General features: G+C 66.8%; 25 protein-coding genes. 12 read left to right on the plus strand and 13 right to left on the minus strand.

All coding sequences use genetic code 11. The annotated features are described in order from the left end of the window. Window positions 1–16: 16 nt before the first annotated feature. On the minus strand, window positions 17–643 hold the full coding sequence (locus tag ABS88_RS15085) for a hypothetical protein (protein ID WP_286750052.1): 627 nt from the start codon (window positions 641–643) through the stop codon (window positions 17–19). A gap of 193 nt (window positions 644–836) precedes the next feature. Here ABS88_RS15085 and ABS88_RS15090 point away from each other — a divergent pair, with 193 nt between their 5' ends. Continuing rightward, a complete protein-coding gene (locus ABS88_RS15090) occupies window positions 837–2,849 on the plus strand; it encodes a M3 family metallopeptidase (RefSeq protein ID WP_286750053.1) in 2,013 nt (670 codons plus the stop codon). 21 nt (window positions 2,850–2,870) lie between these two features. Here the strand turns inward: ABS88_RS15090 and ABS88_RS15095 are convergent, their stop codons facing one another. The 9 genes from ABS88_RS15095 to ectA form a co-directional block, all read right to left on the minus strand. After that, window positions 2,871–3,827 carry a cation diffusion facilitator family transporter gene (locus tag ABS88_RS15095; RefSeq protein WP_286750054.1) on the minus strand — a complete coding sequence of 319 codons (957 nt, stop codon included), beginning with the start codon at window positions 3,825–3,827 and terminating at the stop codon, window positions 2,871–2,873. Window positions 3,828–3,836: 9 nt separating this feature from the next. Then, entirely contained in the window at window positions 3,837–6,218 is a 2,382-nt protein-coding gene (locus ABS88_RS15100; RefSeq protein ID WP_486572085.1) for a membrane-bound PQQ-dependent dehydrogenase, glucose/quinate/shikimate family, read from the minus strand. 151 nt (window positions 6,219–6,369) lie between these two features. Next, entirely contained in the window at window positions 6,370–7,719 is a 1,350-nt protein-coding gene (locus ABS88_RS15105; protein ID WP_286750056.1) for an MFS transporter, read from the minus strand. Beyond that, window positions 7,716–8,954, minus strand: coding sequence for an MFS transporter (locus tag ABS88_RS15110; protein ID WP_286750057.1), 1,239 nt, complete (start codon window positions 8,952–8,954; stop codon window positions 7,716–7,718). Before ABS88_RS15110 ends, ABS88_RS15105 begins: the two co-directional genes overlap by 4 nt. Before the next feature lie 10 nt (window positions 8,955–8,964). Next, a complete protein-coding gene (locus ABS88_RS15115) occupies window positions 8,965–10,425 on the minus strand; it encodes an aspartate kinase (protein ID WP_286750058.1) in 1,461 nt (486 codons plus the stop codon). Next, window positions 10,422–11,342 (minus strand): ectoine hydroxylase, encoded by a 921-nt coding sequence (gene thpD / locus ABS88_RS15120; protein WP_286750059.1) that lies wholly within the window; start codon window positions 11,340–11,342, stop codon window positions 10,422–10,424. Before thpD ends, ABS88_RS15115 begins: the two co-directional genes overlap by 4 nt. A gap of 30 nt (window positions 11,343–11,372) precedes the next feature. Beyond that, window positions 11,373–11,774: an ectoine synthase gene (locus tag ABS88_RS15125; RefSeq protein ID WP_286750060.1), complete on the minus strand. Its 402-nt coding sequence runs from the start codon at window positions 11,772–11,774 to the stop codon at window positions 11,373–11,375. Window positions 11,775–11,798: 24 nt separating this feature from the next. Further along, window positions 11,799–13,103: a diaminobutyrate--2-oxoglutarate transaminase gene (gene ectB, locus ABS88_RS15130; RefSeq protein WP_286750061.1), complete on the minus strand. Its 1,305-nt coding sequence runs from the start codon at window positions 13,101–13,103 to the stop codon at window positions 11,799–11,801. 2 nt (window positions 13,104–13,105) lie between these two features. Then, window positions 13,106–13,618 carry a diaminobutyrate acetyltransferase gene (gene ectA, locus ABS88_RS15135; protein WP_286750088.1) on the minus strand — a complete coding sequence of 171 codons (513 nt, stop codon included), beginning with the start codon at window positions 13,616–13,618 and terminating at the stop codon, window positions 13,106–13,108. 259 nt (window positions 13,619–13,877) lie between these two features. Between ectA and ABS88_RS15140 the strand changes: the two genes are divergently transcribed. The 7 genes from ABS88_RS15140 (at window position 13,878) to ABS88_RS15170 (ending at window position 18,475) form a co-directional block, all read left to right on the plus strand. Continuing rightward, entirely contained in the window at window positions 13,878–14,372 is a 495-nt protein-coding gene (locus ABS88_RS15140; protein WP_286750062.1) for a MarR family winged helix-turn-helix transcriptional regulator, read from the plus strand. A 128-nt stretch (window positions 14,373–14,500) separates the two neighbouring features. Further along, on the plus strand, window positions 14,501–15,646 hold the full coding sequence (locus ABS88_RS15145) for a glycosyltransferase family 4 protein (RefSeq protein ID WP_502686153.1): 1,146 nt from the start codon (window positions 14,501–14,503) through the stop codon (window positions 15,644–15,646). Between the two features lie 40 nt (window positions 15,647–15,686). Next, window positions 15,687–16,217 (plus strand): sigma-70 family RNA polymerase sigma factor, encoded by a 531-nt coding sequence (locus ABS88_RS15150; protein WP_286750064.1) that lies wholly within the window; start codon window positions 15,687–15,689, stop codon window positions 16,215–16,217. Continuing rightward, window positions 16,210–16,932, plus strand: coding sequence for an anti-sigma factor family protein (locus ABS88_RS15155; protein WP_286750065.1), 723 nt, complete (start codon window positions 16,210–16,212; stop codon window positions 16,930–16,932). The genes ABS88_RS15150 and ABS88_RS15155 overlap by 8 nt, the downstream gene beginning before the upstream one ends. Window positions 16,933–16,951: 19 nt before the next feature. After that, window positions 16,952–17,299: a VanZ family protein gene (locus ABS88_RS15160; RefSeq protein ID WP_148650861.1), complete on the plus strand. Its 348-nt coding sequence runs from the start codon at window positions 16,952–16,954 to the stop codon at window positions 17,297–17,299. A 60-nt stretch (window positions 17,300–17,359) separates the two neighbouring features. Beyond that, window positions 17,360–18,130: a DUF72 domain-containing protein gene (locus ABS88_RS15165; RefSeq protein WP_286750066.1), complete on the plus strand. Its 771-nt coding sequence runs from the start codon at window positions 17,360–17,362 to the stop codon at window positions 18,128–18,130. 75 nt (window positions 18,131–18,205) lie between these two features. Then, window positions 18,206–18,475 carry a DUF6961 family protein gene (locus ABS88_RS15170; protein WP_286750067.1) on the plus strand — a complete coding sequence of 90 codons (270 nt, stop codon included), beginning with the start codon at window positions 18,206–18,208 and terminating at the stop codon, window positions 18,473–18,475. A 9-nt stretch (window positions 18,476–18,484) separates the two neighbouring features. Here the strand turns inward: ABS88_RS15170 and folK are convergent, their stop codons facing one another. The 3 genes from folK to ABS88_RS15185 all read right to left on the minus strand — a co-directional run bounded on the left by folK (window position 18,485) and on the right by ABS88_RS15185 (window position 20,866). Continuing rightward, the gene (gene folK, locus ABS88_RS15175) at window positions 18,485–19,045 is read right to left on the minus strand and encodes a 2-amino-4-hydroxy-6-hydroxymethyldihydropteridine diphosphokinase (protein WP_286750068.1); all 561 of its coding nucleotides are present in this window, start codon (window positions 19,043–19,045) and stop codon (window positions 18,485–18,487) included. A gap of 406 nt (window positions 19,046–19,451) precedes the next feature. Further along, window positions 19,452–19,928, minus strand: a complete 477-nt coding sequence (locus tag ABS88_RS15180) for an RNA pyrophosphohydrolase (protein ID WP_286750069.1) — start codon at window positions 19,926–19,928, stop codon at window positions 19,452–19,454. Further along, window positions 19,925–20,866, minus strand: coding sequence for an alpha/beta hydrolase (locus tag ABS88_RS15185; RefSeq protein WP_286750070.1), 942 nt, complete (start codon window positions 20,864–20,866; stop codon window positions 19,925–19,927). The genes ABS88_RS15180 and ABS88_RS15185 overlap by 4 nt, the downstream gene beginning before the upstream one ends. Before the next feature lie 193 nt (window positions 20,867–21,059). On the opposite strand from ABS88_RS15185, the gene ABS88_RS15190 reads away from it, so the two are divergent. The 4 genes from ABS88_RS15190 to ABS88_RS15205 all read left to right on the plus strand — a co-directional run bounded on the left by ABS88_RS15190 (window position 21,060) and on the right by ABS88_RS15205 (window position 26,564). Then, entirely contained in the window at window positions 21,060–22,922 is a 1,863-nt protein-coding gene (locus ABS88_RS15190) for a 2-oxoacid:acceptor oxidoreductase subunit alpha (protein WP_286750071.1), read from the plus strand. Window positions 22,923–22,955: 33 nt separating this feature from the next. After that, window positions 22,956–23,993, plus strand: coding sequence for a 2-oxoacid:ferredoxin oxidoreductase subunit beta (locus ABS88_RS15195; protein WP_067109946.1), 1,038 nt, complete (start codon window positions 22,956–22,958; stop codon window positions 23,991–23,993). A gap of 92 nt (window positions 23,994–24,085) precedes the next feature. After that, entirely contained in the window at window positions 24,086–25,366 is a 1,281-nt protein-coding gene (locus tag ABS88_RS15200) for an SAM-dependent methyltransferase (RefSeq protein WP_286750072.1), read from the plus strand. 40 nt (window positions 25,367–25,406) lie between these two features. Continuing rightward, a complete protein-coding gene (locus tag ABS88_RS15205; protein ID WP_486570998.1) occupies window positions 25,407–26,564 on the plus strand; it encodes a serine hydrolase domain-containing protein in 1,158 nt (385 codons plus the stop codon). Window positions 26,565–26,756 lie beyond the last annotated feature (192 nt).

Consider the following 26,756-nt stretch of genomic DNA (forward strand, 5'->3'; position numbering starts at 1 on the left):
CAGCGCAAGGCCATCTTCAACAAACCAGCATCATATTATCCGAAAAGGGGGTCCCTCTTCGACGCCGATCGGGGGTCCCTTTTGAACGCCGTTTGACAAATATGCCGGTCGCAACCTGCCGCTGCGCCCGCTGGAACGCCTTGTCCCCCTTCAGCGGAAGGGCATAATCACTTTCGCCGAACAGCACAGCCAGCGGCGCGTAATGCGCGATCAGCCAGTCCTGATCGTGCGCCAGCATCCTGGCGGTCGGGATCAGCAGGCGCGCGCGCCGGTCCAGTGGCGAGACACGGCTTTCGAGGAAATCGGTCTGCACCAGCCTCCCCACGATCTGTTCGATCCGCCGCGGGCTGGCGAGGCCGAACAGCGCCAGCGCCTTTTTGAGGTTGCCGATCGTCGGCCATGTGTCCCGATCGTTCGGACGATATCCGGCCTCCATGCAGATGGCTACGGCAAAGACCACGATCCGCACCGCCTCCATCAGCAATTTGTTGAGGAACGGATCGTCGCCGTAGAGTGCCAGAACCTTGTCGAAATAGGCTCTGCGCGCGTGCGGGAAATCCGGATGGCGAAGGATCGATTCCGCGGACCAATAATCGACCTTGAAATGGGGGTCATGGGTTTTGGTGGAGCTGGCTGCGTTCACGCTCTTACTTTGCGATAATCGACGTCTATTGAGCGAAAAAGCGTGTAGGAACTATGGATTGGAAAATATACGCAAAAATTTCCAGCGCCAGCCCGGCCGGAGTGCGCTAGCGAGCCAGAAGGGAGATACGAGCGGACGGCGACGGTCGATGGAGCGGACCCGCATCGAAGCCATTTCAAGGGGGAAGACCATCATGTCGATGCTGCGTTCGTTTGCGTTTCCACTCCTGCTCAGTGGAACGGCGATGCCGGCGCTCGGCGCGGACTATCAACCCATGTCCGACCGCATCATCGGAGCCATCAGCGTGGCGCCGAAGAGCGCCGCCGAGGTTGCCGCGCAATGCGACACCCGTCTCGATGCGCTGGCGAGCCTGCGCGCGCGTGTCGAGGCGATGCCGCTGTCGACCGAGCCGCTGGATTTGCTTGCCGCCTATGACGACCTCTATAATCTTGCTTTCACCACCGCCTATACCGAACCGGGCGTTATCAAGGACACGAACCCCGATGCGGCGATCCGCAAGGCGGCCGAGGACTGTTTTCAGCGCGCCAGCGCGGTGCTGGTCGATCTGGGCATGTCCCGGCCGATCTATGAACGCCTGCTGACGGTCGGAAAGGCGGATATTTCGCCCGCCCTGCGCTATATGGTGGACCGCCAGCTCGATTCCTATCGCCGCCTGGGCGTCGACAAGGACGCGGCGACGCGGGCGCGCATCGGCGAGCTTCAGAATGGCATCACCGCCGCATCGATCGAGTTCGAGGGGAATATCTCTGCCGACACCCGCACCGTCACGGCGACCCCCGAAGAGCTTGCGGGTATGCCGCAGGACTGGCTAGCGGCGCGTCCGGCCGGCGCGGACGGGTTGGTGCAGATCGGCATGAGCTATCCCGACGTCATGCCGCTGTTGCGCTATGCCGACCGCGTGGACGTGCGGAAGCGCGTGATGACGGCCTTCGCGGACCGCGCCTATCCGGCCAACGACGCGGTGCTGCGGCGGCTCATCGACGATCGGGCCCAATTCGCCGGCCTGCTGGGCTATCGCGATTTCGCGGGCTACGACTTCGCCAATCGCATGGCGGAAAATCCCGGACGAGTGCGATCCTTTCTCGACGAGATCGACCGCGTGGCCCGGCCGATCGGCGAGGCCGAGGCGGGGCGGATGCTGGCCCGGCTGCACAAGGACGATCCGTCACTTGCCTCGCTCGGCTCCTGGAGCAGCAGTTACGCCCTGCGGCTCATCCGCAAGGAGGATTATGCGGTCGATCCGGAGCAGGTCCGTCAATATTTCGCGTTCGACAAGGTGCAGGCCGGCATTTTCGACCTGACGCGGGATTTGTTCGGCGTCGAAATCCGGCCGTGGGCAACCGAGGTCTGGCATCCCGATGTCGGCGCGTTCGAAATGGTGCAGGACGGGGCGGTGATCGGCCGCTTCTACCTCGACATGCATCCGCGCGACGGCAAGTTCACCCATGCCCAGATGGCTCCGCTGCGATTCGGCATCAAAAATCGCGTGCTGCCCGCCGCGGTGCTGGAGCTTAACGTGCCGAACGGGCTGATGGAGCATAGCGACGTCGTCACTTTCCTCCACGAATTCGGGCATCTGCTGCACTGGATCTTCGCCGGCGGGCAGGATTATGCGGCGCAAAATCCGATGGAGCTGGAGAATGACGTCATCGAGGCGCCATCGCAGCTGCTCGAGGAATGGGTGTGGGATTACGACACGTTGAAGCGGTTCGCGACCAACGCGGCGGGCGAACCGATCCCGGCCGCTCTGGTGGAGAAGATGAACGTCAGCCGCCGTTTTGGGGAAGCGTTCGGGACGATGATGCAGCTCGGCTATGCCGGCGCCTCGCTCGCTTTCTATTCGGGCGTTCCCAAGGATCGCGATCTGGCCGCGGTCTATGACGCGGCCTATAATCGCTACGCTCTCGCTCCCGATCCCGAAGGCACGCATGGCTATGCCGCTTTCGGCCATCTCACCGGCTACGGCGCCTCCTATTACACCTATCAATGGTCCAAGGCGCTTTCGAGCGACCTGCTGAGCGAGTTCCGCAAACATGGCCTGCGCGATCCGGCCACGGCGAAGCGCTACCGCGATCTCATCCTCGCCCCCGGCGGGTCGGCTTCGATGAATCAACTCGCCAGGAATTTCCTTGGCCGCGATTGGACGGTGGACGCCTATCGGGCGGAACTGCAACTGGCCAGATAGCGGACACGCCGACCGCCGGGTTCAGGCTTTGGGGCGCGGCTGAAGGACCGCGTCCCGGCGCTTTTCGGGGCGGATGTAGATCGAGCTGATATCGGGTGACGCGGCCTTCAGTTCGGCCTCGATCTCCTCGATCAGGCGCTCGCCGTCTCCCATCGTCAGCGCATCCTCGAAATCGGCGCTGACCGCCACGAAGATCGAATCGGGCGCCGTGTGGATGGTGCGGACATGGTTGACGGCGCTGATCTCGCGCCGCCGCTCGACGATCCGCCAGATCATCGCGATCCGCGCCGGATCGGCCGCTTCACCGATCAGAAGCTCCTTCGATTCGCGCGCGAGCAGCGCGGCGACCGCCGCCAGGATCAGGCCGATCAGGATCGAGGCTACCCCGTCGATCCGCGCGTCGCCCGTCGCATGACTCAGCCAGACGCCGGCCACCGCGATGACCAGCCCGGCCAGCGCCGCGCTATCCTCGAACAGCACGATGAAGCCGGCGGGGTCCTTCGACCGCCGGATCGCCTGCCACCAGCCCAGCCCATTGCGGCCGGCGTCGAACTGGCGCACCGCAATCGTCCACGATGCCCCTTCGAGCAGGAAGGCGATCCCGAGGACGATATAGTTGATCGTCGGATCGCGCAGCGGTTCGGGCGCGGCGATATGCGTCCAGCCCTCATAGATCGAAATGCCCGCACCGACCGCGAAGATCAGGATCGCGACGACGAACGCCCAGAAATAGAGTTCGCGGCCATAGCCGAAGGGATGTTGATCGTCGGGCGCCTGCTTCGCCCGCGCCTGGCCGTAAAGGAGCAGAAGCTGGTTCCCGCTGTCGACGAGCGAGTGCACTCCTTCGGACAGCATCGACGACGAACCGCTGATCGCCGCCGCGAAGAACTTCGCGGCGGCGATGCCGAGGTTGGCGAACAATGCCCCGTAAAGGACGATGTTCGCCTTGATGTGCCCGATGCGCGGACCGTCGGCCATGGCGGTGGATTACGGCAAGGCGTAGGCGACGACCTCGTCGCCGATCGGCGTCTCCATGAAATGGTGGCCGCCGGCGTAGATCACGACATATTGCCGACCGTTCGCCTCATAGGTCATCGGAGTCGCCTGCCCGCCCGCGGGCAGCACGTCGGACCAGACGGTCTTGCCGGTGGCGAGATCGATCGCACGGATCAGATTGTCGGTCGCGGCGGCGATGAAGATCAGCCCGCTCGCGGTGACCACCGCTCCGCCGTTGTTCGGCGTCCCGATCGTTACCGGCAGCATCGACGGGATGCCGAACGGCCCGTTGGTGCGCGCGGTGCCCAGCGGGCGGTCCCAGATCGTCTTGCCGGTCGCGATATCGATCGCGCGGATGCCGCCATAGGGCGGCTGCTTGCACAGCATGCCGGTGAAGGGCAGGCGCCAGCCCGCATTGACGTCGATCGCATAGGGCGTACCGGCCTGCGGGTCGCCCGCGCCTTCGGGGCCGCCGATCTCGCCGCGGGCCTGGTCGCGCGGTGCCCAGCCCTTCCGGTCGGCCTCGGCGCGGGGGACGAGGCGGACATAGTTGGGCATGTCGTTATAGTTGGCGACGATCACGCCGCGCACCGGATCGACCGCGACGCCGCCCCAGTCGGTGCCGCCGTTATACCCCGGATATTCGATCGAGCGGCCGTTGCTCGTCGGCGGGGTGAAGAAACCCTTGTAGCTCGCCTTGCGGAACTGGATGCGGCAGATCATCTGGTCGATCGGCGACATGCCCCACATGTCGCGCTCGGTCAGGTCCGGCTTGCGCAGCGTATGCCACAGCGACACGATCTGCGTCGGCGACCGCTCGGCGGGCTCGACCCCGCCGCCGGGCGCCTTGATCGTGCCGACCGGGGTCAACGGCTGGCCGGTGCGCCGGTCGAGTACATAGACGTCGCCCTGCTTCGACGGCAGAACCAGCGCGGGGACCGTCCCGCCCGCGCTCCGATAGTCGATCAGCGTCGCCTGCGCCCCGAAATCATAGTCCCAGACGTCCTTTTTCACCGCCTGAAAGCGCCAGCGCGGCTTGCCCGTCGTCACGTCGAGCGCGACGAGCGAGGTCGCATAGTCGTTCTCGGCCGGGCGGCGCAGGCTCGAATAATAATCGGCGGCGGCATTGCCCATCGGCAGGTAGACGAGGCCGAGCTGCTCGTCGCCCGATGCGATCGTCCACATGTTCGGCGTGCCGCGCGCCCATGTCTGTCCCGGCGGAGGATAGCCGTCCCAGTCGGGGTGCATCATGTCCCACGCCCATTGGAGCTTGCCGGTCACCGCGTCGAAGCCGCGGATCACGCCCGATGGCGCCCAGCGGTCCTGCCCGTCGAGCACCTGGTGCCCGGTCACCACCACGCCGCGCACGATGGTCGGCGGCGAGTTGATCGAGACATAGCCCGGCGGCGTGTCGCCCATGCCGATCTTGGTATCGACCTGGCCGTTGGCGCCGAAATCCTGACACGGCCGCCCCGTAGCGGCGTCGAGCGCGAACAGCCGCGCGTCGAGCGTGCCGAAGATGATCCGCCGCGCACACGCCTGTTCGGCGGCGGCGCCGGGCACGGCATAATAGCTCACGCCGCGGCAGGCGGCGGTATAGGGGATCGCATCGTCGGATACCTTGGGGTCGAACCGCCAGCGCTGCTTGCCGGTCGCGGGGTCGAGCGACAGGACGATGTTCTTCGGCGTGCAGACATACAGGCTGTCGCCGACCTTCAGCGGCGTATTCTCCGCGCCATAGGTGCCGCGCACGCGCTTCGACGAGGGCAGGTCGCCGGTATGGATCGTCCACGCGCGCTTCAGCTTGCCGACATTGGCCGGGGTGATCTGGGCCAGCGGCGAATAGCGCCGCGCGCTGTAGGTACCGCCATAGGCGGGCCAGTCGGTACCGGCCTGCATCGGCGCGGGATCGGCCATCGCCCAGCGCGGGCTGGGAAGCGGCTGCAGCGGCCGCGCGGTGTTGAGCCAGCCGAGCATCGCGCCGCCCGCCGCGCAGAGCAGAACGGCTACGGCGCTGCTTGCCAGCGCGAGCCGCCAGCGGTGCGGGCGGACCGACAGCGCGGCCATCGCGAACAGGACGAGGACCAGCAGCACGACCGGCGCGACGACCCGCGGCACCAGCGCCCACCCATTGCCCCCGACCTCCCAGAAGGCCCAGAGCAGGGTGAAGAAGACGACGGCGACATAGATCCAGCCGCCGAGCAACCGCCCGCGCATCAGCAGCAGGCCCGCGGCGAGCATCGCGACGCCGGTCACCAGATAATAGGCCGATCCGCCGAGCGCGGCGAGCCAGACGCCGCCGATCAGCAGGACCAGCGCGATGACCGCGACGATCAGCCCGGCGATCAGGGTCAGGAGCGGAGCGGGGAACATCTGGCGTAGCCGATTCATCGCCATATCCTTCACTGTCGGGGCGGATGCGCCCTGCGGTGCAACGCACTGCGCCGACGAACGATGCATCGCTGGCTCGAGATTTGCCTCGGGAATGGAGCATCGCGGCAGGCTCGGCCGATCCGCGATGGAGCTAGCGGTCGATCACCGATACCGGTCGCGCGAACGGATCGCCGCGCAGCGAGCTGCCCGCCGTCTCGGGCATGAAGCGCAGCGCCACGAGGCCGATCAGGCACGACAGGATCATGTAATAGGCGGGCATGAGCTGGTCGCCCGTCCAGCCGATCAGCGCGCTGCCGATCGCCGGCGCGGTGCCGCCGAAGATCGAGGTCGAGACATTATAGGCGATCGCGAAGCCCGCGAAGCGCACCGGGGTCGGGAACAGCGCGGGGAAGGTGGCCGAGATGGTCGCGAGCTGCGGGACGTAGAGCAGGCCGAGCAGGATGAAGGCGATGGTGGCACCCGCGAGGCCGGTGCCCATCAGCATGTAGAGCGGCACCACGCCGACCAGCAGGCCGATCAGCGAGGCGCGCCACATCGGCCGCCGCCCGACGCGATCCGACAGCGCGCCGGCGAAGGGCAGGAACAGCATCATGAAGAACATGCCGACGATCGGCACGATCAGCGCCTCGTCGGGCGACAGGCCGATGCGCCGCTGGAGATAGGTGGGCATATAGCTGAGCAGCGTATAGTTGACGACGTTCAGCGCGACGACGAGCCCACCGACGACGAGCAGCGGGCGCCAGTGATCGCGCATCAGCGTGCCGAGCCCGGGGGCTTGCCGGGCTTCGGCAACGACGCATTCCTCCAGGAAGATCGGCGTGTCTTCCATCCGCGAGCGCAGATAGGTGCCGATCAGCCCCAGGGGCGCGGCGATCAGGAAGGGGATGCGCCAGCCCCAGTCGTGCATCGCCGCGTCGCCGAGCGTCAGCGAGAAGATCAGCATCAGCGAAGCGCCGAGCGAGAAGCCCGCGAGCGTGCCGAATTCGAGGAAGCTGCCGAAGAAGCCGCGGCGGTCGTCGGGTGCATATTCGGCCATGAAGGTCGCCGCGCCGCCATATTCGCCGCCGGTCGAAAAGCCCTGGATCATGCGCAGGACGATCAGCAGCGTCGGCGCCCAGAAGCCGATGCGGTCATAGGATGGGATCAGCCCGACGCACAGCGTTGCGCCCGCCATCAGCAGGATAGTGAGCGCGAGCACCGACTTGCGCCCGATCCGGTCGCCGAGCGGCCCCCAGAACAGGCCGCCCAGCGGCCGCACGAGAAAGGAGATGGCGAAGGTCGCGAGCGCGAACAATATCGCCTCGTCGGTATCGCCCGGGAACAGCGCCGCCGAGATATAGGTGACGCCATAGGCATAGATGCCGTAGTCGAACCACTCGGTCGCATTGCCCAGCGCCGAAGCGGCGATCGCGCGGCGCAGCGTCGAGGGGTCGGCGCTGGACGGCGCGCAGGAGGGTTGCGCGAGGGTTTGCGTGGTCATGTCATCACCTGTTGTTGCGGGTCGGCGGCGGGATCGAGCAGCGCGGCGGTCGGGGTCGTGCGCGGCAATATCTGGAAATCCTGCTGCGCCTCGCCCGGCACCGCGTCGGTCACCACGAGGCGCCAGAGGCCAAAGACGAGCATCGCGCCGGCCGCGAACGCGATGAAGAGAAAGAGGCCGCCTGCTCCGGCAAGCGTCATCGCCGCCGCGCCGCCGATCGGGCCGAGCGCGGCGCCGACCGAGTAGAGGAGCACGAGCTGCCCGCTCGCGGTCACGCGCTCCGACGGCAGCAGCCGGTCGTTCGCATGCGCGACGCTGAGCGGATAGAGCGCGAAACCGAGCCCGCCGAAGGCGAAGCCGAGCGCGAGCAGCAGCGTGCCCGACGGCTGCATCGCCAGCGCGACGCTGACCGCCAGCGTCAGCGCGAAGCCGCCGACGATCACGCGGCGGCGGTCGTAGCGGTCGGACAGGTGCCCGAGCGGCCATTGCAACGCCACCCCGCCGAGGATCACGACCATCATGAAGGTCGCGGTCGCTGCGAGGCTGAGCCCGAGCCGCCGCGCATAGATGGCGGCGAGGCCGTAGAAGGCGCCGAGCAGCAGTCCGGTGATCCCGGCGCCGACGACGCCGAGCGGCGAGGCGGCGAACAGGCGGCGGAGCGGCAGCGAGGCGGCTTCCGTCAGCGCCGGGGCGGTGCTGCGCGTCAGGCAGATCGGGATGATCGCGAGCGAGATCAGGATCGAGGCGAGTTCGAACGGCACCTGCGGCGCCGTGCTGCCCGAACGGAGCAGCAACTGGCCGATCGCCTGCCCCGAATAGAGGGCGACCATGTAGGACGCGAGCACCGTGCCGCGCGTATCGGGCTCGGCGCGGTCGTTGAGCCAGCTTTCGAGGCAGACGAAGACCCCCGCGACGCAGACGCCGTCGACCAGCCGCAACGCGCCCCACAGCAGGGGATGCTGGACCAGCGCATAGGCAAGGGTGCTGGCCGAAAGCAGCGCGACGAACGCCGCAAAGGACCGGATATGCCCCACCCCCCGCACCACGCCCCCGGCGCGCAGCGCACCGATCACCAGCCCGCCGAAATAGGCGGTCGCGACGAGGCCGATGACCATCGTTCCGCTACCCTCGCGTTCGAGCCGCAGGCCGATCAGCGTCGACAGGAAGCCGCTGCCCGCCATCATCATGAAGATGGCGATCAGCAGGCTGCGGACCGGGCGGATCGAGTCGAGCATGGGCGGCGCGTCAAGCGGCGCGCCGATCTTCCGCCGGCGCCGCCTCGTCCTCGACCAGCGCCCCATCCTCGACCAACACCTTGTGCAGCGCGCGCACCGCGGTATCGAAATCGCGCGGCGCGACGAGGAACTGCACGTCGACGTTGCGGATCTGGTGCTGCATCGCGATCATCGGCACCCCCGCCGCGTCGAGCGCGCGCAGCGCCTCGGTAACGAGGCCGGGGCGCGAAATGTCGCTGCCGATCACCGACACCATCGCGACCGGCTGCGCGGTGATCGATGCGTCGGGATATTGGTCCTGCAATTCGGCGGCCGCCCGGTTCACCGCGGCGGCATTCGCCGACAGATAATGGGTGATGGTGTTGGCGTTCGACGATTTGCTGACGATCCACAGCTTGTGGCGGGTCAGCGCGGCAAGGATCGCGGCATCATACCCCTTCACCCCGACCATGTCCTGCTCGAAGAATTGCAGCGCCTGCATCTGGCGCAGCCCGGTGACGATCTCGACCCGCGGGACGTCGGAGACATAGTCGCCGGTGACGAGCGTCCCCGCATCCTCGCGGTCGAAACTGTTGCGGACGCGCAGCGGAATGCCCGACTGGCGCAGTCCGCGGCCCGCACCCGGATGGATCGCCTCCATGCCCAGATTGGCGAGCTGGTCGGCGACGTCGTAATTGGTGCGCCCGATCTTGCGCGCCCGCCGCTCGCCGACCAGCTTCGGGTCGGCGCTCGACAGGTGAAACTCCTTGTGGATGATCGCCTCGCGCGCGCCGGTCAGCACCGCGATGCGCGAAAAGGTCATTTCAGTGTAGCCGCGCGCATAGCGCCGCACCATGCCGCCCTCGCAGCCGGCATAGCCGGTGACGATCGGCAGGGTGGTGCGAAGGTCGATCGCGGCGAACGCCTCTTCGATCCGCGCGTCGAGGCTGCGCACGTCGTCCTCGTCCCACAGCGTCAGGTCGACGAAGCGCGCGTTGACGTCCCGGTCGCGGAGCAACAGCGCGGTGCTGTGCGCGCTGTGTGCCTCGCCGATCCCGGCGAGCAGTTCGCGCACCGTCACGAACTGGTCCTTCAGGCTGAATCGCCCATGGCTGCGCAGCCGCGCGAGATCGTCGAGGCAGGCGGCGACGGCATCGACCCGCGCATCGACAAAGCGGTCGGCTTCGGCACGGCTTTCAGGCCGCGCGAACATCTCCGCATTGCGCGCGCGCATCGCCGCCCGCACCCGCTCCATCGCCGCGCGCCACGCCCCGGCATCGTCGTCGTCGACGAAATGGCCATAGACGCCGGGTTCGCCGCTCTTCTTGTTCTCGAGCAGCAGGTCGGTCATCCCGGCATAGGCGGAGACGACGAAGATGCGGCTATAGAGGTCGCCGCCCGAACACCCCGCGATCAGCACATTGTCGAACAGGGTCGCGGTCGCGGCCATCGAGGTGCCGCCGACCTTCTCGACGCTATGATGCCCCCTCATGCCGGCACCGCTTCGACGAGCGGGCCCGACGCGACCGTCAGCGGCTCGGGCTCGCCGCGATGGGCCAGGAACCAAGGCCGCGGTTTGTCGACACCGAACGGCTGTTCCAGCCGGTTGCTAACCGCATTATAGACGAGGAAGGCGTTGGCGCGGGGGAAGGGCGTGATGTTGCCGTTCGATCCGTGCATCAGGTTGCAGTCGAACAGGATGACGGTGCCGGGCTTGCCGGTCGGCGCGACGATGCCATGATCGTGCGCCAGTTCGGCGAGGTGATCCTCGTCGGGAACGCCATATTCCTGTTTCCTGAGCGAACTCAGATAATGGTCTTCGGGCGTCTCGCCGACGCAGGTCAGATAGGATCGGTGCGACCCCGGAATGACCATCAGCGGTCCGTTGTGCGGCGTGTTCTCGGCAAGCAGCACCGACATCGACAGCGCGCGCATCCGCGGCATGCCGTCCTCGACATGCCATGTCTCGAAATCGCTGTGCCAATAGAATTCCTTGCCCTTGAAACCCGGTTTGTAGTTGAGGCGCGACTGGTGGATGTAAACCTCGTCGCCGAGCAGGAAGCGCGCTACGTCGGCGAGCCGCGCGTCGGACGCGAGCCGCGCCATCGCGTCGCTCTGGCGGTGAATCTCGAAGATCGAGCGGATTTCACGGCTCTGCGGCTCGGCGACGATCGTCTCCGCGTCGAGCGCGGCGGGATCGGCGAGCAGCTTGCTCGCCGCCCCCTGCAGATGCGCGACCTCGGCGTCCGAGAAGACGCCTTTGAGGACGAGATAGCCGTCGCGGTCGAATTGCGTAGCCTGCGCCTCGCTGATCGGTGCATCCGGGTTCCAGTCGCCATGGACGACGGGGTCGAGACGCGGTAGCAGTTCGGCGCTTGCCGCGTGCCGCGATGGGTAGAGGTCTTTCACGGAATGTCCCCCTGCTGATGATGGATGGATTCAGTCGGCGGAGACGAGATCGGCCTCGGCCGGATAGGCACCGTTCTCGTCATGCACTTCCTTGCCGGTGACCGGCGGGTTGAAGACGCACGCGGTCAATATGTCGGTCTCGGGCCGCACGACGTGCCGGTCATGGTCGTTGAGCGCATACATGACGCCGGGCTGCAGCCTGTGGATTTCGCCGGTCGCGAGATCCTCGATCGTCCCGGTGCCCTTGAGGACGAGCACGGCTTCGAGGTGGTTTTGATAGTGCATCTTCAATTCCTCGCCGGCGAACATCGTCGTGACGTGGAAGGAAAAGCCCATATCGTCGTCCTTGAGCAGCAGGCGGGCGCTGACCCAGCCGTTCGAGCGGACGTTGCGATCCGATTTGCGGATATCGCCGAGATTGCGGATGAGCATGGATGTGTCTCCTGTTGATGAGGCCTATTCGGCGGCGACGGCGAAATCGTCGGCCATCGCCTCGCGCAGGCTCGTTTCGAGAATGTCGAGGCCGCCCGCGAGCAGCGCGTCGTCGATGATAAGCGGGGCGAGGATCTTGATGACCTCGCCGTGCGCGCCGCTGGTCTCGATGATCAGACCTGCATCGAAACAGGCGGCGGTCACCGCGTCGGCAAGCTCGCCCGATCCGACATTGATGCCGCGCATCATGCCGCGACCGCGGGTCTCGAAGCCATGCTCGGCGGCCATCGCATCGAGCCGCGCCGCGAGCAGGTCGCCGCGTCGCGCGATATCCGCCGTGAAGGCCCCGTCGCTCCAGAAATGGCGCAGTGCGGCGGTGGCGGTGACGAAGGCGTGGTTGTTGCCGCGAAAGGTGCCGTTATGCTCGCCCGGCGACCATTGGTCGAATTCGGGCCGGAACAGCGTCAGCGCAAAGGGCAGCCCCATGCCCGACAGCGACTTGGCCTGGGTGACGATGTCGGGCGTGAAACCCATCCCTTCAAAGCTGAAGAAGGAGCCGGTTCGCCCGCAGCCGGCCTGGATATCGTCGACGATCAGCAGCGCGCCATGCGCTTTCGCCAGCGCGGCGATGCGGCGCAGCCATTCAGGCGATGCGGTGTTGAGGCCGCCTTCGCCCTGCACCGTTTCGACGAGGATCGCGGCGGGGGCGTCGAGGCCGCTCGACGGGTCGGCGAGCCGCTGCGCGAGCAGGTCGGCGGTATCGACTTCGGGCCCGTGATAGCCGTCATAGGGTTCGTGGCTGACATGGGACAGCGGCACGCCCGCGCCGCCGCGCTTCGCGGCATTGCCGGTGCAGGCGAGCGCGCCCAGCGTCATGCCGTGAAAGCCGTTGGTGAAGGCGATGACCATCTCGCGCGCCGTGACCTTGCGCGCGAGCTTGATCGCCGCTTCGACCGCGTTGGTGCCGGTCGGGCCCGTGAACATCGCGCGATAGTCGAGCCCGCGCGGCTTCAGGATCAGCGCCTCATAGGTTTCGAGGAAGGCCGCCTTCGCGTCGGTATGAAGGTCGAGGCCGTGAGCGATGCCGTCGCCGCCGATATAGTCGAGCAGCGCCTGCTTCAGGATCGGATGGTTGTGTCCATAGTTGAGCGTCGAGCAGCCCGACAGGAAATCGAGATAGCGGCCGCCGCGATTGTCGTGCATCCACACGCCCGCCGCCTTGCCGAACTGGCGCGGCATCGACCGGGCATAGCTGCGGACCCCCGATTCACGGCGCTCATAGATGCTCCTGTCCGGAATCGCGCCGGACGGTTGAGGTGTCATGGTCATGGTTATCCCTGTGCTTGCTGAAACTTGCTGCGATCGATCGGGCCGATGCGGGCCTGATATTCGGTGGCGTGCGCACCGGCGAAATGGGTCTTGTTGTCGAACAGGACGCTACGCTCGAACGGCGCGTCCCAGGCGCGCGCGAGGCCGCGAAAGAGCGCCCACGAGGCATCATTGTCGTCGGTGACGGTCGTCGTCAGATGCGTTGCATCCTGCTGCGCGGGACGGGCGAACAATGCCCCGATCATCCGACTGGCGAGTCCTTTCCCGCGCCCCTCGACCGCGACCGCCACCTGCCACACGAAAAAGGCGTGCGGGTCGGACGGCGGGCGGTGGCCGGACACCCAGCCGACGATCCGGCCGTCCTTTTCCGCCACGATGCACTGATCGGCGAAATGTGCGCACTGGATGAGGTTGCAATAGGCGGAATTGCGATCGAGTGGCGGGCAGCGCGCGATCAGGGCGGTGATCGCCGGTCCGTCTTCGGCAACCGGTCTGCGCAGTTGCAGACCCGGCATCGATGCCGGCGCCGCGTCCGACACAGGCCTCAAGGGCAAGGATTCATTATTCTGGCGTTGATCCAGTATCGTTCATCTCCTGAAATATATTTCGGAGTCGCATGAAAAATTGCGAGTGGGGATGTGCAAAAACATACGCATTATTGAGAAGCGATCAACCCCTGCGGGGAAAAATGGTTCATAAAGCGAAATATATTTACCCGCATTCATCGGGAAGAATGGGATTGGTGCCGCCCCTCCGTGCCGCTAACAGGGGCGCATGCAGACCGAGATTGCGAATGCGACCCTGAAGGCCTTGCGGCGTATCCTGCGCGCGACCGATCGTGGGAGCCGCAAGCTGGCAGCGGCGACCGGCCTGACCCCGTCGCAACTGCTCGTCCTGCGCGAGGTCGAGGCGCGGGAAGAGGTCACGCCGGGAACGATCGCCCAGCGGCTCCAGTTCAGCCACGCCACGATCACGGCCATCACCGACCGGCTCGTCGCCCTCGGCCTCGTGACGCGGCGGCGCAGCGAGCGGGACAAGCGGCAGATATTCCTGGATGCGACCACGGAGGGCCGGCAGCGGCTCGCCGATGCGCCGGATGCGCTGCAGGAAATCTTCGCGCACCGCTTCGCCGCGCTGCCGTCGTGGGAACAGGCGATGATCCTCGCGAGCACCGAACGGCTGGCGGCGCTTCTGGGCGCCGCGGATATCGACGCCGCGCCGTTGCTCGACACCGGGCTGATCGACCGGGAGGGAACCGGCGCTCCGTAGATCGGGCGCGAGCCGATGGAATAACCGGGCCGCTACAGGCGTATGCCTGGCATGTCCGGCATTTTACACGTTCCTCTCCCTTGCTTGTCCAGCCCCGGTCCACGCGGACCGCCCCCTTGCGGATCGCCTTGTTCTCCGGAAATTATGATTGCGTTCGCGATGGCGCCAACCGCGCGCTGAACCGTCTGGTGGACCATCTTCTGCACCAGGCGGGCGCGCAGGTGCGCATCTATTCGCCGACGGCCCCGCAAAAGGCTTTCGCTTCGGTCGGCGACGTCGTGTCGGTCCGCTCGGCCTGCATTCCCGGGCGCCCCGAATATCGGCTCGCGCTCGGCTTCACGCGCGCGGCGCGCTCGGACATGGAGGCTTTTGCGCCCGACATCGTCCACCTGTCCGCGCCCGACATTCTCGGTCGGCAGGCCCAGAAATATGCGCGGGCCGCCGGTATCCCGGTGGTGGCGAGCCTGCACACCCGGTTCGAAACCTATCTCGACTATTATCGCCTCGGCTTCCTGCGGCGGCCCGTCGTCGATTATCTGGCGCGCTTCTACGGCGACAGCGATCACATCCTCGCGCCGACGCCGCCGATCCGCGACGAGATGGCCAGCCGCTTCGGCGATCGGAAGGTCTCGATATGGTCGCGCGGGGTCGACCGCGCGATGTTTCATCCGGCGCTGCGGAGCGAGGCGCTGCGTGCCCGGCTGGGCTACAAGCCGGACGAGATCGTGCCGCTGTTCTTCGGCCGGCTGGTGCTCGAAAAGGGGCTCGGCCTGTTCGCCGAGACGATCGCCCGCCTGCGGTCGCAGGGGTTGGCGGTGCGCCCGATGATCGTCGGCGACGGTCCGGCGCGCGACTGGATCGCGCGCCGTTTGCCCAACGCGACCTTCATGGGCTTGCTCGAAGGAAGCGAACTGGGCCAGGCGGTGGCGAGCGCCGATCTTCTCATCAACCCCAGCGTCACCGAAGCCTTCGGAAACGTCAATCTGGAGGCGATGGCGTCCGGCCTCGGCGTGGTGTCGGCCGATGTCGCGAGCGCGTCGGCGCTGATCGATCACGAACGGACCGGCCTGCTAGTGCCGGCGCGCGACGCCGGGGCCTATGCGGCCGCGGCGGCGCGGCTCATCGGCGAGCCGGCCCGCCTTCGCCTGCTGGGCCGCGCGGCGAGCGACGCGGCCGACCGCTTCCGCTGGGACGAGATACTGGCGGAGGTCGCGCGCGTCTATGAGCGCGTCGCGCGCCGCGAATCCGTTCCGACCTTGGCGAAAGTCGCCTGACGATGGCGAAACCGGTGCTTTTGGTGCATATGAGCCCGCGATGACCGATCGCCATGAAGACGACGATATCGCCGGCGAGCTGGCTGCGATGCGACGCTATGCTCGCGCGCTGGCGCGCGATCACCACGACGCCGACGACGTGGTGCAGGACGCCGTCGTTCGCGCGATCGAGCGCGATGCTGGTTACAAGCGGGGCCGGAGCCGCCAGCGCTGGCTGCTCGCGATCGTTCACAACGTCTTCGTTTCCGGGCTCCGGCGGCGGGCGGCCGAGCGACGGCGCGACGACCGCTTCGCCGAGACGCTGGTCGCCCATTCGGACGCGGCGCAGGAACATCACGCCCGGCTAACTGATATCGCGCGCTGCTTCGCGGCGCTGCCCGAGCATCAGCGCGCGGTGCTGCACCTGACCGCGGTCGAGGGACTGAGCTATCAGGAATGCGCCGACCTGCTGGATGTTCCGGTCGGGACGGTGATGTCGCGGCTCGCCCGGGCGCGCACGGCGCTTCGCGAACTGGACGAGCAGCCGGTCCCGACGACCGCGCTGCGCATCGTGGGAGGGCGGGGTGACTGACGGACCGAGCGATATGGAGATCGATGCCTATATCGACGGCGAGCTCGATGTCGAAGGCCGTTTCGCGGTCGAGGACTATCTGCGCCGCCATCCCGAAAAGGCAGCGGCGGTTCTGGGCGACATGGGGCGACGCAGCGCGTTGCAACTCCTCGCGCGCGGCCGGCAGCCGGTGCCGGCGCATCTGATCGAGGCGGCGCGTTCGCTTTCCTCCGCAGCACCCGTGCGGCGCCGGCTCTGGGCGCCGCTGGGCGGGCTGGCGGCCGCGGGAATGGCGGCGCTGGTGCTGACGATCGTCATCCGCACGCCGCCTGCCTATGTCGACGATGCGTTGACTTCGCACCGCGTCGCTCTTTTGCGCGCGGCGATGGATTCGCAGGTCGAGGCGCCGCGCTTCAACGCGCAGGAAATCCGCCGCGCGACCAACATCGCCGTGCCTGCGGTGCCGGAGGACTGGACGGTCACCGACGTGCAGCTCTTTCCGACGGAGCGGGGCCCGGCGCTGCTGATGGCGGTGCAGACGCAGGAGGGCGACCGGCTTTCCATCTTCCTACAGCGCCGGAAGAATGGCGCGCCCGAACAGCCCGACGCGATCCGCGAGGGCGCGCAGTCGGTAGCCTACTGGCGGCGCGGTGACATGTCCTACGCGCTGGTCGGCGAAAGCGAACCCGGCGAGATGGACGCGAGGGCGGAAGTGCTTGCACGCACATGGTCCTGATGCGGTATAGGGCGGCCGTATGGATCGATTGTTCAGGCTCTTCTTCTGGCTGGCGCTGCTCGTCACGCTCTGGTTCGCATGGTCTCCGCAACCCCCCATGCTGATCGAAAGCGACAAATCGCAGCATATGCTGGCTTTCGTGGTGCTGACCCTGCTGTTCTTCCTGGCCTATCCCGCCGTCCGCTGGTTCTGGATCCTCGCGGCGCTGGCGGCGCTTGGCGCGTTGATCGAGTTCGTGCAGTCGGTGCCGACGCTGCACCGCGACGGCGACATCGGCGACTGGTATGCCGACCTCGCCGCCATCGCGCTGACGATTGCGCTTTGCGTCGCGGTTCGGAAATTCGCCCGAAGGGAACGGGCGGGATAAAGCCGTCTACGAGGGCGGCCGACACCGGAACGCCCGCGCCGCAAGGGCGTTGGGAAACACATGTCGGTCAGGATCGGAACGGCGGGCTGGAGCATCGCGGCGCGTTATGCCGATGGCTTTCCGCACGAAGGCTTCGCGCTCGAACGCTATGCCGCGCGGCTTTCGTGCGTGGAGGTCAATTCATCCTTCTACCGATCCCACCGTCCCGAGACATGGTCGCGATGGGGCGCCATCGTGCCGCACGATTTCCGCTTTTCGGTCAAGGTGCCCCGCACGATCACCCATGAAAGGGCGCTGGCCGATTGCGGCGACCCGATCGCGAAGCTGCTCGACGAGATGGCCGGTCTTGGCGATAAGCTGGGCGTGCTGCTCGTTCAGTTGCCGCCGAAGCTCGTCTTCGATTCCGCTATTGCCGAAACCTTCTTTCACCAGCTTACCGCCGCGTCGGCGGCTCGCGTGGTGTGCGAACCACGGCATGCAAGCTGGTTCGCGGCCGAGGCCGACGACCTGCTCGCCAGCCTGCGGATCGCGCGGGTTGCCGCCGATCCAGCCCGGGTTCCTGCGGCGGCAATGCCCGGCGGATGGCGCGGCTTTTCCTATTGGCGGCTGCACGGGTCGCCCGTCGTCTATCATTCGCCCTATGGGGCCGAGCGGCTGAAATCCTATGGCGCGCAGATCGCGCAGGCGGAATCGGCGGCGCCGGCGTGGTGCATCTTCGACAATACGGCGTCCTTTGCTGCTCTGGGCGATGCGCTCGCGCTCGACGATCTGCTTTCGAACGATGGCGCGCAGCGCGAGGCCGACGGGTTCGCGCCGCGCGTCGGTCCCTAACCTTTGTTATGGAAGCCGTTGCGGGCGGCTCATATCGTCCTTGCAGCCCACAGGCATGGAAAATGGAGTCGCGACATGGGAGCCAAAGCCGATCACGACCTGTGGGGACAGGCGCTCGCGTTCGAAAGCCGCTATGGCGACGAGGCGCCGCGGATCATCGCCGGCAAGATCGCGCAGTTCAAGGCATCCGGCGAAGTGGCCGAAGCCGATTTCTGGGCCCAGGTTGCCGAGTGCCTGACCGATCTGCACGCGATCCGCTATCAGGGATATGGAACCCCCAGGGATGTGTCGCTGGACCCGGCTGTCGTCGCATCCGTCTCGAACGGCTCGCCTTCCGGAACCTAGGTCTGCGACCTAGACCTCCGACCGTCCACCGGCCTCGTGCGCCGCGGCCTTGCGGTCGATGGGCCTCGGGCGTTCGAGTCTTCGCAGCAATTGGCGGATGCTTCGCTGCGCCAGCGGATGGCGCCAGCGCGGCGCGATCGTCGTCAGGGGGCGCAGCACGAAAAGGCGCCGGGCCATCTCCGGATGGGGGATGGTCAGCGCCGCGTCGCTCCACGCCCCGCCCGACCAGAGCAGGATATCGAGGTCGAGCGTCCGCGCGCTCCAGCGCTGGCCCTTGCGGCGCCCGAAGGCCGCCTCGATCGCCTTCAGTCGATCGAGCATTTCGGGCGGGCTGAGCGGCGACGCGACGAGCGCGACGGCATTGGCGTAGCGCCGCCGCGACGGGCCGAGCGGTGCGCTGGCGATGATCGGACTCGCGTCGACCGGCTCGATCCCGACGCTCTCCATCGCGGCGAGCGCGGCCAGCAGCACTCGCCGCGGATCGCCATGGCGCGCATGGCGACGGTTCGACCCGAGCCCGATGGCATAGAGCGCCAGCGGCTCGGGAACATGGGATGGCGCGTCGCGCATGCGGCGGCGCCTATCGCAAGCGGCCGGCGATTGTAAGCCCGGCGTGCAATCCTTGGCGCACCCTATCCGAGTCACCGTCCCGTTCGTGTCGAGCGAAGTCGAAACACCTAATCGGTGTAGCGCAAGGCCGATGGGTGTCTCGACTTCGCTCGACACGAACGGATTGAGATGGGCGCCGTTTAGCGGAGGGCGGATACGGATCCTGAGCAGGTTGGTGAAGATTCTTTTCCGGCAAGGAACAACCGTTCCCCGGCGAAAGCCGGGGTCCACGCGCGGCAGCGCTGTGCCATCTGGGCCCCGGCTTTCGCCGGGGAACAGACCTTATCTGCCTGATGGGCGCATATAGGCCAAGCAAGCTCAGGATGAGGAAAAGAGAAACCGCGCCGAAACCGTATCCCCACAGATTCTAAACGAGCGGGCGGAACTCCTCGACCACCGCGCGATAGAGCGCGCGCTTGAACGGGACGATCAGCCTTTCGAGCTCGTCGAGTTCTGCCCAGCGCCACGCGCGGAATTCCTGATGGGGGGTGACGATATGGACGTCGGCATCCTCGCCCATGAAGCGCATCAGGAACCAGTTCTGGCGCTGCCCGCGATAGCGGCCGCCCCACACCGTGCCGATCAGATCGTCGGGAAGGTCGTAGAGATGCTCGGTCCGGCTGCGCGCGATGATGTCGACCAGCCCCGCGTGGACGCCCGTTTCCTCCTCCAGCTCGCGCAGCGCCGCGGCTTCGGCATCCTCGCCGGGGTCGATGCCGCCCTGCGGCATCTGCCAGGCGTCGGCGCTCGAATCGAGTCGCTGGCCGACGAAGATGCGGCCGGTCCGATTGGCGAGCATCACCCCCGCGCAGGGGCGATAGGGCAGGGCGCCGGCGTCGCTCATGCCGTCTGTTCGGCCACGATCGCCTTGAGGACGGTCAGGTTGCCGCGAATATCGTCCCTGGCGCTCGGAACGCCCTGCGAAAGGCAGATATAGCCGTGGATGGTGCCCGCCGCCTCGCGATAGGTCGTGGGCACGCCCGCCTCGATCAGCTTGGCGGCATAGGCACGGCCCTGGTCGCGCAGCGGGTCGAGGCCCGCGGTGACGAGCAGCGTCGGCGGCAGGCCTTCGGCAGGGAAGTTCAGCGGCGCGGCGCGGTAATCGTCCTCGACCCACTGATACTGGTCGCCGAACCAGGTCATGCCGGCTTCGGTCAGCAAATGGCCTTCCTTGAAATCGCGGTAGCTCTGCCAGTCGTTGTGGGTCGACACGGCCGGATAGATGGGATGGATGGCGATCACCGGTTTCGACGCCGGCCGGTCGCGCAGCGACAGCGCCGTGACGATGGTCAGGTTGCCGCCCGCGCTGTCGCCCGACAGGACCAGGCCGGTGCAGGGAAAATTGTCGGCGACCCAGCGTGTCGCGGCTTCGCAATCCTCGGGCGCGGCGGGGAAGGGGTGTTCCGGAGCTAGGCGGTAATCGACCGCGATCACCGGCATGTCGAGGATGCGCGCCGCCTCCGCGCAATAGGGATCGTGGGTTTCGAGATCGCCGATCACGAAGCCGCCGCCGTGATAGAAGACCATCACCGGCCCCGCTTCGCGGTCGGGGCGTTCGTCGTAGATGCGGATCGGAATCGCGCCTGCCGGCCCCGGGATGGTGCGATCCTCGACCTTGGCGATGGCGCCGCGCGGGACGTCGGCAAGCTGCCCCATCGCGCGCATCATCCCGCGCGCGCCCTCCGGCGGCAGTTCCTCCATCTTCGGGCCCTCCTGCGCGTTCAGGAAGGCGAGAAAACCCGCCACATCGGGGCGGACATAGGGGGTGGTGCCGTCGGTCATCCTGTCGATCCCTTGCTGTTGTCTGCGCAAGCTATTCGGCATCGCCGCGGATAATTCAATGGCATTTGACAACTGGTTTTGGAATGGCGGGTGCGCGGCTGCTTGGCCGCCGACAATTTTTTCTCAATTGCGGCTTGGCGCGGACGAGCCTAGGCCGAATCACGGTTCGCAGGTTTTGAAGGCAGAAGATAGAATGGCGACAGCGGTAGCGGACGAGGCGGCAGCACCCGAGTCCTCCCTTTCCGATGCGGTGGTGGTGCGTTTCGCGGGCGACTCGGGCGACGGCATGCAGCTTACCGGGGGCCAGTTCACGCTTTCGACCGCGCTGGCCGGAAACGATCTGGCGACCTTCCCCGACTTTCCCGCCGAGATTCGCGCGCCGCAGGGCACGCTGTTCGGCGTTTCGGCTTTCCAGATCAATTTCGGGTCGAGCGAGATCACGACCGCGGGCGACGCGCCCGACGTGCTCGTCGCGATGAACCCCGCGGCGCTCAAGACCAATGTCCCCCAGCTCAAGCCCGGCGGGCTGATCATAGCCGACGAGGGCGAGTTCAACGACCGCAACCTCGCCAAGGCGAAATATGACGCGAACCCGCTCGAGGACGGCAGCCTCGCCAAGTGGCAGCTCCTCAAGCTCAACATCAGCCAGGCGACGATGGACGCGGTCAAGCCCTTCGGGCTCGGCAACAAGGAAGCGCTGCGCTGCAAGAACATGTGGACGCTGGGGCTGGCGCTCTGGATGTTCGACCGCGACCGCCAGCCGCTGATCGAATGGCTGAAGGCGAAGTTCGCCAAGGACCCCAATCTCGCCGACGCCAATATCGCGGCGCTCAATGCGGGCCACGCCTTCGGCGAGACGGCCGAGCTGTCGGGGCCGCTCAAGCAGCATCACGTCGCGCCGGCGCCCGTAGCACCGGGCCTTTATCGCACGCTGACGGGGGCCGAGGCGATCGCGCTCGGCCTCGTTGCGGGCGCGCAGCTTGCGAAGCTGCCGATGTTCTTCGGCGGCTATCCGATCACGCCTGCGTCGGCGATCCTCCACCATCTGTCGCGGCTCAAGGAATATGACGTCACGACCTTTCAGGCCGAGGACGAAATCGCCGCCATCTGCTCGGCGATCGGCGCCAGCTATGGCGGTTCGCTCGGCGTGACCAGTTCGTCGGGGCCGGGCATCGCGCTCAAGGGCGAGGCGATGGGGCTCGCGATCATGACCGAGCTGCCGCTGGTCATCGTCAACTCGCAGCGCGGCGGCCCCTCGACCGGCCTGCCGACCAAGACCGAGCAGTCGGACCTCTATCAGGCGGTCTATGGCCGCAACGGCGATGCGCCGATGCCGGTAATCGCCGCGCGCTCGCCGGGCGACGCCTTCGAATGCGCGATCGAGGCTTGCCGCATCGCGACGCAATATATGACGCCCGTGATGCTGCTGACCGACGGCTACATCGCCAATGCCGCCGAACCGTGGAAGGTCCCCGACCTGACCGCTTATGAGGCGTTCCCGGTCGAGTTCCTGACCGAAGTGCCGGAGGGCGGCTTCAAGCCCTATGGACGCGACGAAAAGCTGGCGCGCCCGTGGGTGAAGCCGGGAACGCCCGGTTTGCTCCACCGCATCGGCGGGATCGAGAAGGAGGTCGACACCGGCCACCTCAACTATCAGCCCGCCAACCATCAGGCGATGACCGACCTGCGCAAGATGAAGATCGACGGGATCAAGGTTCCCGACCAGATCGTCGAACTCGGCGCCGAGGGCGGCCGGCTCGCGGTCGTCGGCTGGGGATCGACCTATGGCCCGATCCACCAGGCGGTGCGCCGCAAGCGCGCCGAAGGAGCGGACGTCAGCCACATCCATATCCGCCACATCTGGCCGCTGCCCGCCAATCTGGGCGCGCTGCTCAAGAGCTACGACCGGGTCATCGTGCCGGAGATGAACACGGGCCAGCTCAAGACGGTGCTCCGCGACCAGTATCTGGTCGACGCGAAACCGGTGAACAAGGTTTCGGGCCAGCCCTTCCGCATCGCCGAGATCGAAGCCGCCATCGAGGAGGCGCTGGGCTGACGCGAAAGCGTCGTTGCCCCGAGAGGAAACAGCATGAACGAGATGACCACCATCGCCCGCACCACGACGCTCAAGGACTGGGAGACCGATCAGGAGGTCCGCTGGTGCCCCGGCTGCGGCGACTATGCGATCCTGAAGGCGGTGCAGCGCACGCTGCCCGACATCGGCGCGGTGCCGGAAAATACGGTGTTCATCAGCGGCATCGGCTGTTCGTCGCGCTTTCCCTATTATGTCGAAAGCTATGGTTTCCACACGATCCACGGCCGCGCGCCGGCGTTCGCGACGGGGCTGAAGCTCGCCAATCCGGACCTCGACGTGTGGATCATCACCGGCGACGGCGACGGGCTGTCGATCGGCGGCAACCACACGATGCACGTCATCCGCCGCAATCTCGACTGCCAGATCATGTTGTTCAACAACGAGATCTATGGCCTGACCAAGGGACAATATTCGCCGACGAGCCGCGTCGGGACGAACAGTCCCTCGACCCCCTTCGGTTCGATCGACCGCCCGGCGCAGCCCTGTGCCTTCGCGCTCGGCGCGGGGGCGCGCTTCGTCGCGCGCGGCTTCGACGTGTCGAAGGAGCTGCCGAACGTGCTGAAGGCCGCGCACGCCCACAAGGGCGCCGCCTTTATCGAGATTTTCCAGAACTGTATCGTCTATAACAAGGACGTGTTCGAGGATTTCGCCGCGCCCAAGGGGGCGGAGGACCGCCAGCTCTGGCTGAAGCATGGCGAGCCGATGCTGTTCGCCAAGGGCGCCAAGGGGATTGCGCTCGACCATGCGGCGCTGACGCTCAAGGTCGTCGACGTGGTCGACGGCGACTGGCAGGCGGCGGGCGTAATCGTCCACGACGTCACCAACCGCAGCGTCGCGCACATGCTGGTCGAGATGCGCTTCGGCGAGTTCCCGATGGCGCTCGGCGTCCTCTACGACGACCCGCGCCCGACCTTCGAGGCCGATGTCTGGCGCCAAAATGAGGCCGCCGCCGCAGGCAAGACGGCCGACCTCCAGGGGCTGCTCAAGAAGGGGCAGACCTGGACGGTGAAGGAAGGCGGACCCGACCTTTAGGGTTCCGCCGTGCGCGCGGAGCCGGGCCCTGACGTCATGGCGCCGCGCGACAGGCGATTGTCTTGCGCGCCGCTTTGCGGCACACAAGGTCTATGAACACGCATGTCAGGAAGGCGCGCGGCGAGAGGCTGCTGGGGGCGGAGCGTTCGTTCCGCTCCGGCGGGCTCGTGCCGCGACTGATCCGGCACGCGCCGGCCGCCTTCTTCCACCGCCAGCTCGACCGCATCGACGCGGGGCTCGACCATGGCGCGATCGAGGGGCATCTGCCCGACGGCAGCGTCCGCATGCTGGGCGGCCGCGGCAAGGGACCGGTCGCGGTCGTCCATGTGCAGAGCTGGTCCGCGCTGGTGCGTCTCGCGCTCTCGGGCTCGGTGGGCTGGTATCGCGCATGGGATCGCGGTGAATGGTCGTCGGTCGACCCGGTGCCGCTGTTCGACCTGTTCATGCGCAACGCGGAATCGCTGGGCCGGGCGGCGCGCGCGCGCGGACCATGGCGCTGGATCAACCGAGCCGCGCATTTCCTCAACCGCAACAGCCGCAGCGGCGCGCGGCGCAACATCCTCGCGCATTACGATCTCGGCAATGATTTCTACCGCCTGTGGCTCGACGCTGGCCTGAACTATTCGAGCGCGCTGTTTGCCGATGCCGCGCAGACGCTGGAGGAGGCGCAGGCGGCGAAGGTCGATGCGATCCTCGACCGGCTCGACCTGCGGTCGGGCAGCCGCCTGCTCGAGATCGGCTGCGGCTGGGGCGCGCTGGCCGAGCGCGCGGTCGAGCGGCACGACGTCCTCTACACCGGCATCACGCTGTCGCCGGCGCAGGCGGAGGTCGCCGCCGCGCGGCTCGCCGCGGTCGACCTGTCGGACCGCTCGCGCATCGCCCTGTGCGACTATCGCGACATGACCGGCGCGTTCGATGCGATCGCGAGCGTCGAGATGGTCGAGGCGGTGGGGCAGGCCTATTGGCCCGCCTATCTTGACACGATCGCGCGGCTGCTGCGGCCCGGGGGGAAGGCGGTGATCCAGTATATCGCGATCAACGACGCGCTGTTCGCGCGCTATGCCGCGAGCAGCGATTTCATCCAGGCCCACATCTTTCCCGGCGGCTGCCTGATCTCGGAAAGCCGCTTCCAGGCACTCGCCGAAGCGCGCGAGCTCGCGTGGCGCGACGTCCGGCGGTTCGGCGGCGACTATGCCGAAACGCTGCGCGAATGGCGCGCGCGCTTCGACGCGGCGGTCGGCGACGGGCGCCTGCCCGCCGGTTTCGACGACCGCTTCGTCGGCCTGTGGCGCTATTATCTGCAATATTGCGAGGGCGGTTTCCGTGGCGGCGGCATCGACGTCGCGCAGGTCACGCTCGAAAAGGCGGGCTGAAAAACAGGAAGAAGGGGAGACAGATTTGCGACGATTTGCAATGGCGGCGCTGCTTTGCGCCGCGGCGGCCGTGGGGAGTGCCCCCGCATCGGCCCAGACGACAACCCAATTGCCGGAGGATCTGAACGTGCTGTTTTGGAGCCAGGACCAGCGTGACCTCGCTTTTCGCACGATGGAGACGGTCCCGAAGGTGGTCGTCCACACGGTCGAGGCGGGTGGCCCGGTCCACCCGCTGCCGCAGGGCGCGCCGGTCGACCTCGGCATCGACGTCGATGCCTATATGGCGGGGCAGCGCAACGCCGGGCTGATCATCGTTCAGGATGGGAAGATACGCCTCGAGAAATATGCGCTCGGCTATGTCCCCGATGGGCGCTGGACAAGCTTTTCGGTGGCCAAGAGCTTCACCTCGACGCTGGTTGGCGCCGCGGTGAAGGACGGCTTCATCAAGAGCCTCGACGACAAGGTCACCGCCTATATCCCGGGGCTGAAAGGTTCGGCCTATGACGACGTCAGTGTCCGCCAGTTGCTGACGATGACGTCGGGCGTCCAATGGAACGAGGATTATACCGATCCCAAATCCGACGTCGCGCAGTTCAACCTGCAACAGCCGGTCCCGGGTGAGGATATAACGGTCAGCTATATGAAGACCTTGCCGCGCGAAGCGCCCGCGGGGTCGAAGTGGGTCTACAAGACCGGCGAGACCAATCTGATCGGGGTGCTCGTATCGAGCGCGACCGGCAAGACGCTGTCCGCCTATCTGTCCGAAAAGGTCTGGCGGCCGTTCGGGATGGAGCAGAACGCCGTGTGGATGCTCGGCCCGACGGGGCACGAGATCAGCGGCTGCTGCCTGTCGGCGAGCCTGCGCGACTATGCGCGCTTCGGCGAGTTCATCCTCGGCGGCGGCGTCGCGGGCGGGCAGACGGTGCTGCCCGACGACTGGCTTGCCGCGGCGACGACGAAGCAGGCCGATATCGACATGCCGGGGCGCGGCTATGGCTATCAATGGTGGACCAACGACGACGGCAGCTTCGCCGCGCAGGGCATCTTCGGCCAGGGCATCTTCATCGACCCGAAGCGGCGGCTGGTGATCGCGTCGAACGGCAACTGGCCGACCGCGACCGACCCCGAGGGCGTCGGCGCGGCGCGCGAGGCTTTCTACAAGCAGGTGCAGGCGGCGGTGGACCGGGAAGGCCAATAGCCATCCCGCGAAAATCACGTTGCCAGCGAAAACCGGGACCTTCATCAGCATCCCCGCGAAGGCGCGGATACTTCTCCGTCATTGCGAGCGGAGCGAAGCAATCCAGAGTGGCGTAAACCGCCCTGGATTGCTTCGCTCTGCTCGCAATGACGATTCCTTCCAAGGCGTCATGCTGTATTCCCGGCGCTCACC

It is taken from the genome of Sphingopyxis sp. SCN 67-31, assembly GCF_001725095.1.

Bases quoted from the DNA above. Each gene is read 5' to 3' on its own strand.
- ABS88_RS15205 (WP_486570998.1), top strand. From the start codon at position 25,407: ATGGCGGCGCTGCTTTGCGCCGCGGCGGCCGTGGGGAGTGCCCCCGCA.
- ABS88_RS15185 (WP_286750070.1), bottom strand. From the start codon at position 20,866: ATGACCGACGGCACCACCCCCTATGTCCGCCCCGATGTGGCGGGTTTT.
- ABS88_RS15195 (WP_067109946.1), top strand. From the start codon at position 22,956: ATGAACGAGATGACCACCATCGCCCGCACCACGACGCTCAAGGACTGG.
- ABS88_RS15125 (WP_286750060.1), bottom strand. From the start codon at position 11,774: ATGCTCATCCGCAATCTCGGCGATATCCGCAAATCGGATCGCAACGTC.
- ABS88_RS15165 (WP_286750066.1), top strand. From the start codon at position 17,360: ATGTCGGTCAGGATCGGAACGGCGGGCTGGAGCATCGCGGCGCGTTAT.
- ABS88_RS15200 (WP_286750072.1), top strand. From the start codon at position 24,086: ATGAACACGCATGTCAGGAAGGCGCGCGGCGAGAGGCTGCTGGGGGCG.
- ABS88_RS15140 (WP_286750062.1), top strand. From the start codon at position 13,878: ATGCAGACCGAGATTGCGAATGCGACCCTGAAGGCCTTGCGGCGTATC.
- ectA (WP_286750088.1), bottom strand. From the start codon at position 13,618: ATGCCGGGTCTGCAACTGCGCAGACCGGTTGCCGAAGACGGACCGGCG.
- ABS88_RS15170 (WP_286750067.1), top strand. From the start codon at position 18,206: ATGGGAGCCAAAGCCGATCACGACCTGTGGGGACAGGCGCTCGCGTTC.
- ectB (WP_286750061.1), bottom strand. From the start codon at position 13,103: ATGACCATGACACCTCAACCGTCCGGCGCGATTCCGGACAGGAGCATC.
- ABS88_RS15110 (WP_286750057.1), bottom strand. From the start codon at position 8,954: ATGCTCGACTCGATCCGCCCGGTCCGCAGCCTGCTGATCGCCATCTTC.
- ABS88_RS15105 (WP_286750056.1), bottom strand. From the start codon at position 7,719: ATGACCACGCAAACCCTCGCGCAACCCTCCTGCGCGCCGTCCAGCGCC.
- ABS88_RS15150 (WP_286750064.1), top strand. From the start codon at position 15,687: ATGACCGATCGCCATGAAGACGACGATATCGCCGGCGAGCTGGCTGCG.
- ABS88_RS15160 (WP_148650861.1), top strand. From the start codon at position 16,952: ATGGATCGATTGTTCAGGCTCTTCTTCTGGCTGGCGCTGCTCGTCACG.
- ABS88_RS15180 (WP_286750069.1), bottom strand. From the start codon at position 19,928: ATGAGCGACGCCGGCGCCCTGCCCTATCGCCCCTGCGCGGGGGTGATG.
- ABS88_RS15100 (WP_486572085.1), bottom strand. From the start codon at position 6,218: ATGTTCCCCGCTCCGCTCCTGACCCTGATCGCCGGGCTGATCGTCGCG.
- ABS88_RS15190 (WP_286750071.1), top strand. From the start codon at position 21,060: ATGGCGACAGCGGTAGCGGACGAGGCGGCAGCACCCGAGTCCTCCCTT.
- ABS88_RS15090 (WP_286750053.1), top strand. From the start codon at position 837: ATGTCGATGCTGCGTTCGTTTGCGTTTCCACTCCTGCTCAGTGGAACG.
- ABS88_RS15115 (WP_286750058.1), bottom strand. From the start codon at position 10,425: ATGAGGGGGCATCATAGCGTCGAGAAGGTCGGCGGCACCTCGATGGCC.
- folK (WP_286750068.1), bottom strand. From the start codon at position 19,045: ATGCGCGACGCGCCATCCCATGTTCCCGAGCCGCTGGCGCTCTATGCC.
- ABS88_RS15095 (WP_286750054.1), bottom strand. From the start codon at position 3,827: ATGGCCGACGGTCCGCGCATCGGGCACATCAAGGCGAACATCGTCCTT.